The following is a 16,862-nucleotide window of genomic DNA, read 5'->3' as shown; positions in this document are numbered from 1 at the left end:
ATCGAATCATTTCATAGCATATTGGAACGCGACTTGTTTAGCAGACGAGAATTTATGACGTTTGAAGAAGCGTTTATCGCACTTGATCAATATATGGACTTTTATAATTATCGAAGAATGCATGGTAGCCTGAAGCATATGGCTCCCATGAAGTTTTCGTTATGGGTCAAAATGCTAGAGGATACCTCAAAGTTCCATAAATCGATGTAAACACACAAGAAAATGAGCTNGACTGCGATAACACAAAACTTGTAGGTCAGGACTCCGGATTTAGGGGGCCTAGCCGCTTTTACATTTCATCGACGTAAAATCGAAGGTTTTGCCGGAAATGGACTGCACTTTTGCAGTTTAGATACGACTGGCGCTCTTAAGCTACCCAAATAAAAATAAAAATCCCGCTGCACACGCAGCGGGATCATCCAGCTTCTTGTTCCTTAGAATACCGGTACCAAAGCACCTTCATAAGTATCGTTGATGAACGTGCGAACTTCATCGGAAGTCAGCGCCTTCGCCAGCTTCTGAATCGCTTCGGAATCTTTGTTGTCTGGGCGAGCAACCAGAAGGTTCGTGTATGGCGAATCTTTATCCTCGATGAACAAGGCGTCCTTCGTCGGGTTCAAATTCGCTTCCAGCGCGAAGTTCGTATTGATCAGCGCCAGATCTACTTCTGGCAGCAGACGAGGCAGCATAGCTGCATCCGTTTCTTTGAACTTCAGGTTTTTCGGATTTTCCACGATGTCTTTCGCAGTTGCTGTGATTCCAGCGTCATCCTTCAGTTTGATCAACCCTTGCTTTTGCAGCAACAGCAGTGCGCGGCCGCCGTTGGTTGGGTCGTTCGGGATCGCGATCGTCGCGCCGTCCGCAAGCTCGTCAGCGGATTTGATTTTGTTGGAGTATGCGCCAAACGGTTCAACGTGTACGCCTACAACCGGTACGAGGTCAAAGCCGTTTTGGCTATTTTGCTCATCCAGGTAAGGCTGATGTTGGAAGTAGTTTGCGTCCAGCTCTTTTTCATACAGTTGTACGTTAGGTTGCACATAATCGGTGAATTCTTTAACTTCCAGCTCAACGCCTTCTTCTTTCAGCTTCGGCGCGATAAATTTCAAGATATCAGCATGTGGTACGGTAGCACCTACAACCAGCTTCACTGGTTCAGCTGCAGTTTGGTTCCCCGAATCTGCGGCGTTCCCTTCAGCGGCTGACGTTTCACCTGCCGTGTTTCCTGCTGCCCCGTTATTCGCGGCATTATTGCTCCCGCAAGCAGCCAGTACCAGTACCAATACGAGCGTTAACAAAGATAAAGTCCATTTTTTCATTGCAGGTTCTCCCCCTTAAAAATGTTTTTTTGAATAAGGATGGTGTTATATATTTAAGTTTCCTTATTTCCGCGTAAAATAAATCACCAAGCGGTCACCCAGCATTTGCAGCACCTGCACCAGAATGACCATAAAAATCACCGAAACGATCATGATTCCTGTCTCGTACCGGTAATACCCGTAGCGGATCGCCAGGTCGCCGAGACCACCGCCGCCGACCATGCCTGACATGGCGGTATAGGATACCAACGTGACTACGGTAATCGTCATGCCTGCGATGAGGCCGGGCAGCGATTCTGGCAGCAGCACCTTGCGGATGATCTGGAATGAGGAAGCGCCCATGGCTTGGGATGCTTCAATCACTCCGCGATCCACCTCGCGCAGCGCCGTTTCTACCAAGCGGGCAAAGAACGGGGCCGCCCCGATCACCAGCGGCGGAATTGTCCCTTCCACACCGGTCGATACGCCCATGATCGCCCGCGTGACTGGAATCAACGCAACGATCAATATAATGAACGGAACCGAGCGAAGGATGTTAACAATGAGCGAAATGATCCGGTAAACCCAACCTAATACCAAGGATTGAGAACGTGAGAAGGTGAACAACAACACCCCGAGCGGAAGCCCGATCAAGAACGTAAACAAGGTTGCAAACCCCATCATCTTCAGCGTATCTAGTGTCGCCGTTCCCATCTCCGCCCAATCGATGGTTCCGAGATCCAATCCAGCCATTATTCGATCACCTCCACGTCAAGGTCACGTTCCCGCAGGAGCGACAGCGTGCGCTCCACCCGGTCATCTTCACCTTCAAACGATACGGTCAGTTGACCGTACGGGATATCCTTAATCGCTGAAATCGTGCCTTGCAGGATGGCGAAGTTGACGCCCGTTTCCCGAACAACTTGGGACAAGACCGATTCGTAGGTTTTCGCTCCTAAGAACGTGATTTTCACCAGCTTCGACCACTCTGGATGCGGAACCGAAGTCGCCAGCTTCAAGCCTTCATCCCCGGACTCCCGATGAATAAACTCCCGGGTTACCGGATGCTTCGGCTTCAGGAACACCTCCGTCACCGGCCCCTCCTCTACGATACCGCCTCGGTGAATAACCGCTACACGGTCGCAGATGCTTTGGATGACATGCATCTCGTGCGTAATCAGCAGAATCGTTAGCTGGAACCGCTTGTTGATGTCCAGCAGCAGCTTCAGGATGGAATCCGTCGTCTGCGGATCCAGTGCCGAGGTGGCCTCGTCGCACAGCAGCACATCCGGTTCGCTGGCCAAGGCCCGGGCGATACCAACACGTTGCTTCTGACCGCCGGACAGCTGCGCCGGATACTTGTCACGGTGCTCCTCCAAGCCGACGAGAGCCAGCAGCTCATTGACCTTCTCCGCAATGGCCGCCTTCGGCGTTCCGATCAGCGTCAGCGGAAATGCGATGTTATCATAGACGGTAGCCGAGGACAGCAGATTAAAATGTTGAAAAATCATGCCGATTTTGCGGCGCTGTTGCTGCAGCTCACGTTTGCCAAGCTTCGTCAGCTCCACCCCGCCGACCCAAACCTCGCCTTCGGTCGGGCGCTCCAGCAAATTGATGCACCGGATCAACGTACTCTTGCCAGCACCGGAATGACCGATGACACCGAAGATTTCCCCTTTGCGAACGCTCAGATTTAATCCGGACAGTGCGGGGGTTGCCGTTTTTTTGGTGCGATAGATTTTCGTAATGCCCTTCAGTTCAATCAATCGGCTAACCTCCTGTTCCTAACATGCGGAAATATAACAAAAAGAGCCCTAACAGATTCAAAGGGCTCTCTTTACGTAAAGACAATGCCTTCTCATCTGCCAAAACCGAGTAAATCACATCGGTTTTGAAGGAATTAGCACCATGACATTCGGCCGTGATGAGTGCGCTTCATTCCGCGCATCATTCACGGGCGAATCGGTTGCTGGGCTTCATCGGGCCTTTCCCTCCGCCTCTCTCGATAAGAAATAAAATATGAAATTAAAAGAGTCGTTTGTGAAATTACATCAATGTTAACCTGTCATGTAAAACTATTGATGAGTATAATGAGTTTTGTTCGTTTTGTAAAGAGGAAAAATAAGAATGGCGATCGGATTAGATCGCCGTAATTTTTTTCCATCTATGATTGATGTAGTCAAATACCGTGAAATAGGTGTCACATACCATTTGGTATCCTTGCTCCAGATCCCGGATATGCTGATCCAGGTCTTCCAGGGCGACCTTGCCAAACAACGCCTGATGCCGTTGCCACAAGTCGTCCTTCATCTCCGAGTTCATGTAGTGAATTTCCGTATTTCTCCGGCGCCGCAACACGCCTAACGCTTCCCGGTACGTCTCTTTAATCGCGTTCAACCGGCTCCCCAGTTCAGTGTGAATCTTCAGCGTCGTAAATTGGCGCAACACCGTAAAATAGGAGAATCGCGACTTCACCTTCGACGTGTTCAACTCAAACAGTTCATTAAGCACCGTCCCAAGCTTGTCCAGCGCCGAGAACACGCGAATGAACCCATCCTTGTAAAAATACACATATCTCGCATAATCCGCCCGTTCCATCGGGTCCATGTCTTCAACAAATTCGGTATGTACCTTTTGGCGAAAAAAGGTAGCGGCATATAAGCATTGTTCGAGCTCATCCAACGAAGAGATCAATCCGTGCACCCAAATCTCCAGCTTGCGGAAATCATGCGTAGGGTCTTGATGCTCCTTGATTTCCTTCTGCAGCAGCCTCACGGTCTGCGTCATCGCGCTGATCGTATCGGCCAGCCGCCCCTCATTTTGGCGAGGCGGCTCCCCAAGCAAGCTTCGCAGCATAGGCATTCCTCATTTCACAGAAAGTAGGATTTCCAACGCTGATCCACCAAGGACACGATATCCTCTTGCGGGAACAGCTCATCCGGGTACCCTGGCTTCATGCGGGCATCAATAACGAGCGGCAAACTGTAGGACAGATGATGCTGGCGCACCTCGGAAGCCGCGTAGATGTCGCTGGCCGGATTAAACCGCGTAAACACCGTCCACAGGAACGCCGTTTGATCATGAGCCGCGGCTTCGGCGTTATCCACCAGCACCACCAGCGGCCAAGCGGTCCCGCGTTCGCGAAGACGACCCAGCAGACGCTCGGCCAGTTCCGGCTCGTCCTCATAGGATGCACCAGAAACGACAAGACATCCGTCATGAAATACTTGGATCGAATCGATTTCCGCGATTTCGCCTTCCTCGTACGCCCGAGGCAGCTCGCGCATCGGCTCGCCTACGCCGATCAGAATCGCCTTACTGCCGTGATTCAGCTTATGGCCGGTGTAGTCCAGCGTATCATGCGAAGTGTTGTTTAGAATAAACAAATCCGTGCGTGGATCAAATCGTTCCAGAACCGTCTTCAGCAGCAGACGGAAATCGGCGAGATCGATCAGCTTGTCCGTCAACATCAGGAATTTGGTCAGTGAAAGTTGACCTTCCCCAAGAATCCGGAAGGCGGACACCAGCGCTTCACGGGAATAGCTCTCCCGAACAACCGCCGAGCTCAAGGCATGGAATCCGCTCTCCGCATACGTCCAAAGCGAGCGCACATTCGGCATGACGATCGGGAAGGCCGGCGACAGCAGCTTTTGCAGGAAATCGCCCAGATAATAATCCTCCTGACGCGGTTTACCAACGATGGTTGCCGGGTAGATGGCATCCTTCCGATGCCACATATGGCCAACATGCAGCACAGGGAATTCATGCTGCAAGGAATAATAGCCAAAGTGATCGCCAAAAGGCCCTTCCAGTCGACGCTCATGCGGAGGCACCAGCCCAAAGATGGCAAATTCCGATTCGGCCGGAATGCGGTGACCGCCCAGCGGGTTTTCGGCCATCGGCAGCTTCTCACCAAGAATGAAGGAAGCAACCAACAGCTCGGATAGATGCTCAGGCACCGGTGAAATCGCCGAGGCAATCATCGCTGGAGGTCCGCCCAGGAACACGGATACCGGCAACGGTTCGCCGCGTTTCTCCGCCTCATGGTAATGGAACCCGCCGCCTTTTTGGATTTGCCAGTGCACGCCGGTGGTTTGATCATCATACAATTGGATCCGGTACATTCCCAGATTGTTTTCTTTCGGTTGCAACGGATTTTCCGTATACACCAGCGGCAACGTAATAAACGGACCGCCGTCCTTCTGCCAGCTGGTCACCTTCGGCAGGTCTTTCAGCGGCGCTTCCGTTCGGCAGACGTCAAGAATCGGGGCGTCTTTTTTGGATACCGTTCTCATGCCAACCTTCAAAACGTCGCGGATCAGTCCGCGCTCATTCCAAATCGCTTTAGGTGTCGGCGGCAGCAGTTTATGTATCGCGTCAACCAATTGGTTAGCAAGCTGTTCTGGTCGCGGGCCAAAGGCCATCTCCACCCGGCGAGGGGTTCCGAACAGATTTGTTGCCACGGGAAAAGGCGTACCTTTGACATTGGTAAACAGCAGAGCCGGGCCGCCGTCATCGATGACCCGCCGGTGAATTTCGGCTAACTCCAGGTAAGGATCAACCGGCACATCGATGATTGCCAGGTCGTTTTCTTTTTGCAGTGCATCGATCCATTGACGCAGATTCTTGTAGCTCATCTCCTGATCCTCCTAAAAGACCGGGTCAGCGCCCGGTCGTTGCGTAACTTTACACTATAGACAAAAGTATACCTTACCTCATCCCCCTCGGGATGCCCAGTCATTCTACAGATTCATGACAATCCCGGCGCAATCGCGGAAGTTGTCGCCGAAACCTGACGCCATGAAGCGCAGGTTAAACGGCTTTATCAGCCGGTGCAGCCTGTACCTCCTTGGCGGTCCGGCTCAACTGCCAAGCTCGGACGCTTAAATAACATAGAACCCCAAACAAGGAGGCTAGCACGATGATATGCGCCAGCGAAGCGAAAAGATAAATCTGGTAGTTGTTGATCGTCAGCGCGATGGTTGCCCCGGTCAGCACTTGAATGATTACCAGCACCGTGGCGGCAACGCCCAGCTTACGGATGCCCGGCAGTTCGGGATGCTTGCGGTAGGCAAAATGGCCCACCGTGGCGATCACGACCAGCAACAGAGCAGCCGCAACCCGGTGAATAAAGGCGATCCCTTCCCCGCCGGATAAACCGGGAAGAAGCTGCCCGTTACATAACGGCCAACCGCTGCAGCCACCCGCCGAGTCCGTATGGCTGACATACGCACCGAGGTAAACGACAATGTATGTGTAAGCCGTCGCAAACCAAGTCAAATTGCGGAACGCTTTGGACACGCGGGCTCCCGATCCAGATGGACGCACAGGGTCTTGCGAACGACGCCCTGCGTTGCGGTCAGCTTGTCCGCGTTCTTCCTCGCGGATGCCGAGAACGAGCATGATCGAGCTGGCAAAAGCGATCAACGAGAACCCGAAGTGCAGCGCCATAACGGCGGACGACGTAGGGTATATGACTGCCATCGCCCCCATCACAGCCTGTACCATGACAAAAATTAAAGCCATCAAGGAATACAACTGGAGATCCTTCCGGTTCTTCCGGTACATCCAAAACGCAATGAACGCTGCCAAAGAAAACAAACCGGCCGCCCCGCTGACTGCCCGGTGTGAATATTCAATCATGGAAGCGAGCGTATGTGCAGGGACAAACTTCCCATGGCAAAGCGGCCAATCATTGCCGCAGCCAAGACCGGATTCCGTTTTGGTCACTACACTGCCCCCAAGAGTCGCCAGAAACATTACAAAACAAGAGGCATAACTGAGCCATTTTAAAAATTTCGTATGCAAAACGGTTCACACCTTTAAGTTAATCGCTAATCCTTTTCATTATAACCGATCAAGTAACCACTTTCATAGAAAATGTTGAAAAATAGACACCGCCGCAAGGGGAAGTCCCTGCGGCGGTGTGATGAATATAATGGCATCCGTCTGATTGTAGATTATAACGTATCCCGAGTCTCCGGCGTGTCATGGAGCGTATGATACACATCCAACGCCTTGTTCAGGAAATCCTCAATTTCCTCACGGGATTTGCGAAGCTTGTTCACGAATCGAACCAGCTCACGGCCATCGGTATAGGCGACAAAGCTGGGGATCCCAAGAATGTTTTGCTCCTGGCTGACATCGCCGACTTGGTCAACGTCGACTTCAATCAACGTCAGTCGACCTTCGTATTTCGCCTCAACTTCAGGCATAAATGGATCTATAAATTTACAATCCGAGCACCAGTCGGCTTTGAAGACCGCTACGATCAGGTTGCTGGATTGAATGCTGACTTGAAATTCCGCGGGGGATGTAATTTTTTTCATGAATGATCCTTCCTTTCATCAGGATACTTCTAGTCAACCAAAAGCGGGAGTGGAAGTCAATCTTTTTGGACATACTGGATAGTATTATGCCTAGCCGGCCGCCAAATATTCGGACGCTCGATCCAAGGTAGAAGGGAGGCGGAATCCATGGAAGACCACCGCCAAGACACCGGGAACGGGAAGGCCGTCAACCTGAAAAGATGGATGTCCAGCCTGCCCGCCGCAATCTCAACGATGTTCAAAAATAAAACCGCCGTGCTTTCCGATTCCTCTGAATTGCGGAAAGAGACGGTGGATTTGGGCTGGAACGAAGCGGCTGCCCGGACGGTCATCAGTGAAATCGAGGAGTTGCTGCGGCGTTCTGCGGCCGCTCGTTCCGCATCAGCAGGAGAAGATTACAGCGCTGAGGATTTGCAGTTGGCCGAAGCGATCGCGGAGGAAACCCGTCTGGCCGGAGCCAACAATATCAGCCGGACGGCAGCTTATCTCGCCTGCTATCAAGCATGCCCGGAGCTGCATTGGGCCTTCCTCGCGCATATGGTTTCGCGGAACGCCGGCTGGAACATGACAGACCTGCAAAGCAGCCGTATGGCCGATGCGATTGATGCGGAAGAGAAGCGGCTCACGTATCGGTTTCTGGAGCGGTGCAACGCCCTGATTTTTCAGGACGCTTATCCGCAGCTCAGACTGTATATGAAAAGCCGGGAGCTCGGGGCCAGTCGGTTCCACCTGCTCCCGTATTTTCACGTTTCGCGTTTTATGCGGCCGTTTTGGGAGCGGTTTTGGATCGACCGCGGCAGCGCTCTGCTGACCGTCGGACTCATTATCAACGAACAAAATTATATCGAAAAACGCGTGGTACGCCATCCTTACTTCCAGAAGCAGGTCACGGATAAATTGAATTTCCGCCTGTTTAGCTTGGCGGGATTAAACCAAATCGTATTCCCGCTGAGCGAAGCGGCGGAAGGGGACGGGGCTGCCGGGAGCAAAGTGCGCCGCCTCGCGGGGCGCACCGTCTCCGACTTCGGCAGCCTGCAGGCCCGCATCGCGTTAGGCAAGAGCCTGTACGCGATGCTGATGGGCTACCGCGCCGTGCGCAGCGGCGCGGAGCGCTTCGCCGCGAGCGTGCCGCACAGCGGCTCGCGGGCCGATTATTGGCCGGAACTGTTCACGGCCAATTTAGAAGAAGCTCTGACCGCCAAGGTACAGGGGTCAGAGCTTCTCGCCCAGGAGACGCTGCCGCCGGGCCAGCGTCTCTACAGCCCCAAGCTGCTCAGCGCTTGGGGCGACACCGCCTATGAGCCAATCTCTAGGGAGGATTGGCTCAAGGACACCCGCGCGCTGGACGACATCAGCGCGCCAAAGGCGCCGTTCCTGTGCGACATCAGCCGCTCGCACAGGAACGGCATCCTCACCACCGCATTTGTGCACGATGCGGTGGAGGAGCAATGACAGGAGCGGGGTTGAGCTTGTTCGTCAACCCCACTCCTGTCGCCGTCCTCCCATCTATCTGCGAGAGTACCACCCCTCGCTGCCAGCTCTTTTTCACCATTATCCCGTTAAATCAGACAGCTGAGCAATCCAAACGAAATTACACTGTACCCAAACAACATCCTAGATCCTTTTGCGAGAAATGATGATGTTAGAGGAGCGTTCACTAACCGTGTGGCTGAAGTGCTTCACCTGCTCCAGCTCCGAGCTCAATTTCCTACCGCCAAGGAACCTCCCGAGCCAGCTCTTTTTTACCATTATCCCGTTAAATCAGACAAAGCTATTTTAAACTGAAGCAATTAAACCAACACAACACAAGGACCAACACCTAACCGCCTTATATGCGCCTTATATGCGCCTGCTAATTACCTACTTATTTATACCCATCTCACACCCAACTCCCCCTGAACCAAGGGGATAACCCTCTAACGTCTCTGAACCAAAGGGATAATGGTGCAAAAGCGCCCAGCCGCACACCCTTGGAGCATCGAGCTTTCCCCAACGACTTGCCGCCCACCCACTGTCAAACCACACGATGCTTCCCCTCGCACCCTCTACCTTCTACCTTCTCTGACCGAAAGGGATAATCGTGCAATAGCTCCCAGCGGGATACAACCATACAACCACACCCCTACGTGACACGCACGACACGACCTAATCCCCTCCAGATCCACCTGATTGATGCGCCCCCGCACTTCTACTTCCCTGAACCAAGGGGATAATGGTGCAAAAAAAAGCGACCAGCAGACACATGCGCATCCACTAGTCGCTTAAATTTGCTTCATGATTTCTAATGTTAGCCCACCTGGCGGTCTCGGCCGCCGCGTTGTAAACGCATGAGCGGGGAGAGGATTTTGCGGAGGGGGGCTGGGTAGCTGGTCAGCTCGTCCTTACGGACGACGCGCAACAGGATGAGCAGCACCGGATAGAGTGCCACCACTGCCACGCCAACGATGCAGCAGGTCAGGAAGAACGCGACCCGCGCTGGCATCAGGTCCACCATTTGAATGCCGGCTTGGTTTAAGCCATAACCGACACCGGACAACACCACAACCGTGACCAGAAAACCGCCCCAACGGCTTCCCATCAAAGAGAACGGTACGATTTGCTTCATTGCTCGAACGTTCAGCAGCGTAATGGCGAAGAAACAGAGTCCAGTGGCGACAATGATACCATAAATCCCCCAAAACTGCGCAAACACATAGCTGGCTGCGAGCTTCACGAGAATCCCGATCGCCACATGCACCATCGACAAATTGGCTTTACCTACCCCAAGCAGAATCGAGTTACTGGTCATCATTGTAATTTGAAAAATCGTTGCGAACGTCAGCAACGCGACAATGCTGCTGCCATCCCGGGTACTGAACAGCAACCCGTTCACAGAGTAGGCCGCCGTGCCCAATGCAAGGATGATCGGCATCCCGCTCAGCACGGCCACCCGCATCGCCAAGGTGACCTGACGTTGCAAATGCTCCTGATCCTTCCGCGCATATGCGGCGGAAATGATCGGTACCAGCGATTGGCTGAGCGCGATCGCCAGAATCGGCGGAATCCCCGCGATCATTTGCGCCCGGTTGCCGAGAATCCCGAGAATGTAGGTAGCTTGTCCAGAGCCGATTTGTCCGGTCAGCAGCGGCTTCAGGATTGAGTTGTCGATGAAGTTAACCGCCGGTACCGCCAATGCGGTCAACACAATCGGAATCGACAGCTTAAAGATTTCCGCATAAATTCGCTTAAACGGCAGACGACCGGCAACGCTCCGCGGTTTGGCTTGTCCCTCGGTCTGGTCTTTCCGTTGCAGCTTCAAGCTGTACACCAACATCACGATCAATGCCGCAACCCCGCCGAGCACTGCGCCAAACGTTGCGCCGGCCGCGATCTTTTCGCCCGAGTAACCCCAGTGGAACAACACAAACGCCAAAATAATCCCGGTTGCCACCCGCACGATCTGCTCGATCACCTGCGAAACGCCCCCGGCGATCATAATATTCCGGCCCTGTAAATAACCACGGATCATGGCGATCAGCGGAAACAGCAACAAGGCCGGCGCCAAGGCACGAATAGCCACCACCGATTCCGGAACGCCGGAAGCTACCGCGTAATAGGGGGCCAAGGCATACAGCAGCACGAACATCACCAAGCCCGCTACACCCGCAAAGAGCAACGCCGCTTGGTATACGCGCCGCGCCTCCTCCGGCCGGTTTAACGCGTGGCGTTCCGACACCATTTTGCTCAGCGTGCTCGGGATCCCTGCCGTGGCTAAAGTTAACAGCATAAAATAGGCCGCATTAGCTTGAGAATAAGACGCATTCCCTTCGATACCTAGAATATGCTCCAACGGTACGCGCTGGAACAAGCCAAGCACCCGGGCAATCAACGCCGCCCCCGCCAAAATTAACGTGCCTTTAATAAACGATTCCTTCTTGGACAAAAGCAATTCCTTCTTTCCCGCAATCCATATGAGTGCTAACTAATATGATGACTAAAATGCAACGATCCAAATGATAAACACGATGATCATCACCAGCTGCAAAATCACCTTGACCACCATGCTGCTAAACAAACCAACCACAGAACCGATGCCTACTTTAAACGATTTGCTGAGCGACTCGCCCTTAATCAATTCCCCGATCATTGCACCCAGCAACGGCCCAAGAACCAAGCCAAAAGCCGGAATGGCAAACGGTCCGATGATAATGCCGATCGTGCTCAGCCAGACGGATAGCTTGCTGCCGCCGAATTTTTTGACACCCCAAGCCCCGACCGCATAATCCGCCACCATCAGCGCGACCACGATCAATGTTTGTAATATCCAGAAGAAGGGGCCAAACGACTCAAACGAGAAAAACCATCCGTACACAAAAAAGGCAAAATATATGGCGAGCACCCCAGGCAATACGGGATACACCGCTCCGGCCATCCCCACAGCAAACAGGGCAATCACCAAAATCCAGCCAATCACGGACAGCGCCATTTTCTCACACCCCTGTCAAAATATAATCCCGAATAATCCAGGCAATGCCATCTTCATTATTCGACGTGGTCACGACATCGGCCTTCTCCTTCACGGCCTCCTGGGCGTTCCCCATCGCAACCCCCAGACCCGCGGCTTCAATCGCAGCCAAGTCATTTAAGCTGTCTCCGATCGCGACGACTTCGGACATCTCCAGTCCAAGCAGTCCGCAAACCGTCTGAATGCCGCTGGCCTTGCTGATCCCTTTCGGATTGATCTCCAAATTGTGCGGGGAGGAATTCGTGATTTCAAGGCCGCCCATCTCTTGCAGCTCCCGTAAAATCTCTCCCCTCACCTCATCATCCTCGGTAAAATAACCAAACTTCATCCAATGATTCCGTTCCAATAATTCCGGTTGCCAGTTCCCTTCGTTATAACTGCCTTCCACGGCATAGGCCCAGAACCAGACATTCTTTTCCCGGGAAATGTCGTACATTCGCGAAACGAGTGATCGATCAAGCAGCACCCGACGGTACAACTCATGCGGGGATTTCCACACTTCGCTACCGTTTACCGTAATCATCGGCGTCCCAAGGTCAAGTTGATTGCCATACGGAACTGCTTCCCGATAGCCTCTTCCTGTCGACAAGCAGACGTGGACTCCTGCCGCCGCCGCCTTCCGGATCCAACGTTCGGTCTCCGGCGAGATTTGTAGATCGTCGTTCAGCAAAGTTCCATCCATATCGAGCGCCAACAGTTTATATTTCAACAACAGACAGCTCCCCCCATCCGCAAGTTTCTGACTCTCTAAACAGCATACCGCCATTTTACCATAATCCCGGAAACCCAACAAAAAGAGCTCCCAAGCAGAAGAAAATTCTCCGCTAATTGGGAACCCTTAATTAACCAATCCGGAAGCTATAACTATAAAAACCGAAGCATCACGGAGCACCGACATCGACCACTTGCCATTTTTGCCGGTCCAGCGCCGGATCCGGTTCGTTCAAGTACAAGGAGCCGCTGTCCGCCGAAGCTTCAAGCGCTTGCTGGTTGTGAAGCGACAGAATGGCTACCGTGCCGTCGCCATTGTCGCGAAGCAGCCAGCGCTGATTGTCGTAGCCGAGATAATCGTACAGCTGGAGTTTGTTTTGGCCGGTATCGAGGTCCAATGCTTTGCCTCCCGCGGCGGTGCGGATCGAATAGGAGCCCAACTCGTCTCCGGTCGGCACCATAACCCAAGTCCGGGAGGACGCCTCCCCATCCCCGGCCGGGAGCAGCGCGACCGGTTCGCCGTTTTCCGCTTTCGCTGCATACAGCGACGTGTTCGCGCCGGCGTTAACGAAGCTTGTCTTCCGCAGCTTGGCCTGCTCCACCCGGCTGACGTTGACGTTTTGGTAATACGCCGCGCCGCCAAAGACGTGAAGGCCGAAATGCCCTTCCGCAAACGTTCCGTCGGTAAGGTCAATGATCCCTGCACCATCCACGGAAATCCGGATACGCGGCCCGTCCGCTTCGATAACGATGGCGTATTTCTTTCCCTGCTGGATGAATGCCGGCACGTTGGCCAGCACCTGGCGGTCGGCAAATGCGCCATCGATTTTGTAAAACAAGCGGAAGGCTTTCATATTCGGATCGATATTAAAATAGTACCCGCTGCGCCCGTCCCGGCTCGCCCGGAATAGAACTGAGCCCGCTCCGCCCTTTTCGTCCAGCGTCATTTCGGCCTCATATACAAAATCCCCGGCCGTCTCCTCCGCCACATAGTGAGCGTCGCTCCAGTAGCTGCCGCGGATGCCCCGCTCCGTCGCCACCCAGGAGGATGCCGCCAAATCGGGAGCCCAGCCGGTCAGATTCGTATGGAACTCCCCGGCAAACACCTTCACCGGAACGCTGGCCGACGCTTTCCCGTTCGGGGTGGAGGCGGTAATCACCGCCTCTCCTTGGCCGGCCGCGCGAATCACCGCCTGCCGCTGATCGGACGAGGCGATGGCCACGACTTGCGGATCGCTCGTCTCCCAGCGGATCGGCTGATTTCGGTTGACGTCCGAACCGCCGCTGCGCCCGCCTTTCACGCCGCCGTTCACCGCCGCATACAAGGTCCGGGTGTCCCCCAGCCCCATTTGCTGCGGGCTCGTGTCCATCACGATGGAGGTTTGGCTCTCCGCCGCCTTGTTCCATACGTTTGTTAGTGCGTGCACTTTCAAGGAAACCACGTTCACCTCTCCACCTACAGTAAAAAGGCTCATTTCACGGTGCGCAGGATCGGGAAAAATCACCTCCGAAAATACTACGCGGCCATCCCCTCCGAATACCTCCAGCGAGGAATCGTCCACGTAAATCCGCAGCTTCACGCGCCGGTTGTCCGGCTGAAGCGGCGCCTGATGAAGCGTGCTGAGCCGGTCGGAGAAGCCGGTGTCGCCGGAAAGGGAGCGATCCACGTAAATCTCGTTCTCTTTTGTTTTGTACCCGACGACCGTCCGCTTTCCGGCTCCCTCCCGGAGGCGGAAACCAAATTCGCTCACATTGCTGGCCTGGGGAATTTCAATTTCGGCTTCAATTTCATAGGCTCCGGAGGACACGCCTTTCAGTAAATTCTCCCTATCCGCTTGGACGAGGCGGTCCGACGCCGCAAACAGCAGCTGGCCGCGCAGCGATTCCAGCTCACGGATCGGCGCCTGTGCCAGGCGGATTCCCTCGTTCGTCTTCTGCAGCGTTAACTCGCGCGGAATGCTTAGAACCCCCTTCCAACCCTCGGTCGGAAAAGCAAACGGGTAATCCCCGTTCGTCATCCAGGCCAGCATTACCCTGCGTCCATCCGGCATACCGGCAAAAGACATAGAGGCGTAGTACTCTTTTCCGTAATCGGTCGCCAGCACCTTGCCGGCAGGGTTGTCGTTAACGAACTTGCCTTCGGGAGTAAGCTCCCCAATAAAATACTCCGCCGCCGAACCCTGCGTATTCGGGTTGGCACCCGTACTGATCATGAGCACCCATTTTTTCTTGACCGTACCGTCCACAGCCAGTTGGAACAAATCGGGGCACTCCCACACGCCGCCGCGGACATAAGCCCCGTATCCGAAGTTGTCGGTCAGCGTCCAGTCGATCAGGTTGGTCGAAGTGAAAAAGCGGATATGGTCGCCGCCGGACACAACCATAACCCAGCGGTTATGTTCTTCGTCCCGCACGACCTTGGGATCGCGAAAATCCCATCCTCCCGGATCGTCCCCCTGCTTGCCCGGATTTTCGATCACGATCGGGCGCTCTGCGGCGTACTCCCAGGTGCGGCCGCGATCCTTGCTGTACGCCAGCCCAATGCGCTGGTTGCCGTTCGGGCGGTCCGGATTATAGGAAGTATAATAGGCGATCAGGCCTTTTCCCCCGGAATCCGCGAACAAGCCGGAGGCATTATGGAGATCGGCGACGGCCGAACCCGACCAGACATGGCCCAGATCGTTCCAGGGCAAAGCGATGGGCAACCGCTTCCAATGAACGAGATCGGTGCTGACCGCGTGCGCCCAAGTTCCGCCGTCCTGATGAAACAGATGGTATTCCCCTTCGTAATAGACCAGTCCGTTCGGATCGCTTGCCGACCCGCGGGCAGGCGAATAATGGTAGTCGGGGCGGTATTTTTCCGTATAATAATCACTGGCCGCGGTCAAATAGACGTCCTGAAAATACGCCGCTCCCCCGGATACCGCAAATCCCGCGTGACCGTCCGCATAGCTATTGTCAACGGCATCCACGGCCGGTTCGGCGTATCCGTCCACATAGACCAGAATCCGGCTCCCGAGCGCATGGATTTCCAGATGGTGCCTTGCTTTGGAAGCTGACGGGTAAGCACGTTCCGAGGCCGCGATGACGCGGCCGTCCGCTTTTCTCAGCTCCGCCCAAACCTGGCCGCCGTCTTTTCGCAAAGCCGCCTCGTATCCGTCCGTCCCCTGCTCGTTCGCTCTGAACCGCAAACCAGCATCCCCCTGATCGGCGGCAAAAGACACGTTTCCTTCCAGCACGAGATCCCGTTCATAACCCTCATATATCCGCAGAGCCCGCCGGGAACCGTCCGCCGTTCCCAGCTCCCCCCGCAGGTCCGGCTGCCAAGCTCCCGAACTCGCGATCGCCGCGCCTAAATTGCTGTTCAGTTCGCTGACCTTCACGTTCTGAAACAGCGCGGAACCGTCCCAAACGTTCAGGCCCAAATACCCGGAAGCGTAAGCCTCATCATGCACGTCAATTAACGGTTCATAGCGGTCTCCCCAATACACCTGAAGCCGGCTTCCTTCGGCCTTGACCTTTAGATGATAGATTTCTCCCTCGGCCAAATCCACCCGCCGTTCTTCCCGCAGCTTGCCTTCTCCGCTCGCGTCCTTTAGCCGGATCAACCCCGCGTTCAGCACGAGTTGAAGCATGTAGGAGGACCAACCGTCCTGATTGGAGCGGAATACCAACGTGGCGTCCGCCTGCCTCTCCGTTACCATGACGTCGGCTTCATAGATAAAATCGGCCGCCCGGGTTTCCGTCAGGGCCATCACGTTCTCCCTCGGCTCCGAGACGAGCAGAAGCCCCTGCTCCACCGTCTCCATTCGGCCTTTTCCCTCGATTCGCCAGCCAGTCAAATTCGTCTCTAATTTGGTTGCGCTTTCAAAAATTGCGTTAGCCTCCTTTCCCGTTTCCGTCTCCGCACCTGCCGCCCGGACTATCCCTGCATCAAGCCCGGCAAAAATAAGTGCGGAGGACAAAAGGATGGATAATACGGATTTTCCTTTACCCATGATACACCCTCTTTTCCTGTAAGAG

13 protein-coding genes and 1 riboswitch are annotated in these 16,862 nt (G+C 54.3%); of the genes, 2 read left to right on the top strand and 11 right to left on the bottom strand.

What is annotated here, in order from left to right; translation table 11 throughout:
- On the top strand, positions 1 to 210 hold a 210-nt coding region (locus M891_RS24150; RefSeq protein ID WP_036700941.1), incomplete at its 5' end, for an IS3 family transposase.
- Positions 211 to 434: 224 nt separating this feature from the next.
- Here M891_RS24150 and M891_RS0118275 read toward each other — a convergent pair.
- The 7 genes from M891_RS0118275 to M891_RS0118245 all read right to left on the bottom strand — a co-directional run bounded on the left by M891_RS0118275 (position 435) and on the right by M891_RS0118245 (position 7,624).
- The gene (locus M891_RS0118275) at positions 435 to 1,316 is read right to left on the bottom strand and encodes a MetQ/NlpA family ABC transporter substrate-binding protein (RefSeq protein ID WP_016310950.1); all 882 of its coding nucleotides are present in this window, start codon (positions 1,314 to 1,316) and stop codon (positions 435 to 437) included.
- 63 nt (positions 1,317 to 1,379) lie between these two features.
- A complete protein-coding gene (locus M891_RS0118270) occupies positions 1,380 to 2,048 on the bottom strand; it encodes a methionine ABC transporter permease (protein ID WP_016310949.1) in 669 nt (222 codons plus the stop codon).
- Complete coding sequence (locus M891_RS0118265; protein ID WP_028539818.1) at positions 2,048 to 3,061, bottom strand: methionine ABC transporter ATP-binding protein; 1,014 nt, start codon at positions 3,059 to 3,061, stop codon at positions 2,048 to 2,050. The genes M891_RS0118270 and M891_RS0118265 overlap by 1 nt, the downstream gene beginning before the upstream one ends.
- An 89-nt stretch (positions 3,062 to 3,150) precedes the next feature.
- Positions 3,151 to 3,307, bottom strand: a riboswitch (SAM riboswitch).
- Positions 3,308 to 3,434: 127 nt separating this feature from the next.
- A complete protein-coding gene (locus M891_RS0118260; protein ID WP_028539817.1) occupies positions 3,435 to 4,151 on the bottom strand; it encodes a Cthe_2314 family HEPN domain-containing protein in 717 nt (238 codons plus the stop codon).
- A gap of 14 nt (positions 4,152 to 4,165) precedes the next feature.
- The gene (locus tag M891_RS0118255) at positions 4,166 to 5,932 is read right to left on the bottom strand and encodes a UbiD family decarboxylase (protein WP_028539816.1); all 1,767 of its coding nucleotides are present in this window, start codon (positions 5,930 to 5,932) and stop codon (positions 4,166 to 4,168) included.
- 175 nt (positions 5,933 to 6,107) lie between these two features.
- Positions 6,108 to 7,103 carry a COX15/CtaA family protein gene (locus tag M891_RS0118250; protein ID WP_028539815.1) on the bottom strand — a complete coding sequence of 332 codons (996 nt, stop codon included), beginning with the start codon at positions 7,101 to 7,103 and terminating at the stop codon, positions 6,108 to 6,110.
- 152 nt (positions 7,104 to 7,255) lie between these two features.
- Positions 7,256 to 7,624: a thioredoxin family protein gene (locus tag M891_RS0118245; protein WP_016310944.1), complete on the bottom strand. Its 369-nt coding sequence runs from the start codon at positions 7,622 to 7,624 to the stop codon at positions 7,256 to 7,258.
- A 147-nt stretch (positions 7,625 to 7,771) separates the two neighbouring features.
- Here M891_RS0118245 and M891_RS0118240 point away from each other — a divergent pair, with 147 nt between their 5' ends.
- Complete coding sequence (locus tag M891_RS0118240; RefSeq protein WP_028539814.1) at positions 7,772 to 9,076, top strand: DUF2515 family protein; 1,305 nt, start codon at positions 7,772 to 7,774, stop codon at positions 9,074 to 9,076.
- An 835-nt stretch (positions 9,077 to 9,911) separates the two neighbouring features.
- Here the strand turns inward: M891_RS0118240 and M891_RS0118235 are convergent.
- The 4 genes from M891_RS0118235 to M891_RS0118220 all read right to left on the bottom strand — a co-directional run bounded on the left by M891_RS0118235 (position 9,912) and on the right by M891_RS0118220 (position 16,837).
- Positions 9,912 to 11,546, bottom strand: coding sequence for a putative polysaccharide biosynthesis protein (locus tag M891_RS0118235; RefSeq protein WP_028539813.1), 1,635 nt, complete (start codon positions 11,544 to 11,546; stop codon positions 9,912 to 9,914).
- 51 nt (positions 11,547 to 11,597) lie between these two features.
- Positions 11,598 to 12,083: a DUF456 domain-containing protein gene (locus tag M891_RS0118230; RefSeq protein ID WP_028539812.1), complete on the bottom strand. Its 486-nt coding sequence runs from the start codon at positions 12,081 to 12,083 to the stop codon at positions 11,598 to 11,600.
- A 10-nt stretch (positions 12,084 to 12,093) separates the two neighbouring features.
- Positions 12,094 to 12,894: a Cof-type HAD-IIB family hydrolase gene (locus M891_RS0118225; protein WP_051417097.1), complete on the bottom strand. Its 801-nt coding sequence runs from the start codon at positions 12,892 to 12,894 to the stop codon at positions 12,094 to 12,096.
- A gap of 115 nt (positions 12,895 to 13,009) precedes the next feature.
- Positions 13,010 to 16,837 (bottom strand): GH32 C-terminal domain-containing protein, encoded by a 3,828-nt coding sequence (locus M891_RS0118220; RefSeq protein ID WP_051417095.1) that lies wholly within the window; start codon positions 16,835 to 16,837, stop codon positions 13,010 to 13,012.
- Between the last annotated feature and the right edge of the window lie 25 nt (positions 16,838 to 16,862).

The organism is Paenibacillus sp. J14, from assembly GCF_000518465.1.
Taxonomy (GTDB): Bacteria; Bacillota; Bacilli; order Paenibacillales; family Paenibacillaceae; genus Fontibacillus; species Fontibacillus barengoltzii.
This window is presented reverse-complemented; position numbering and strand designations above follow the sequence as displayed.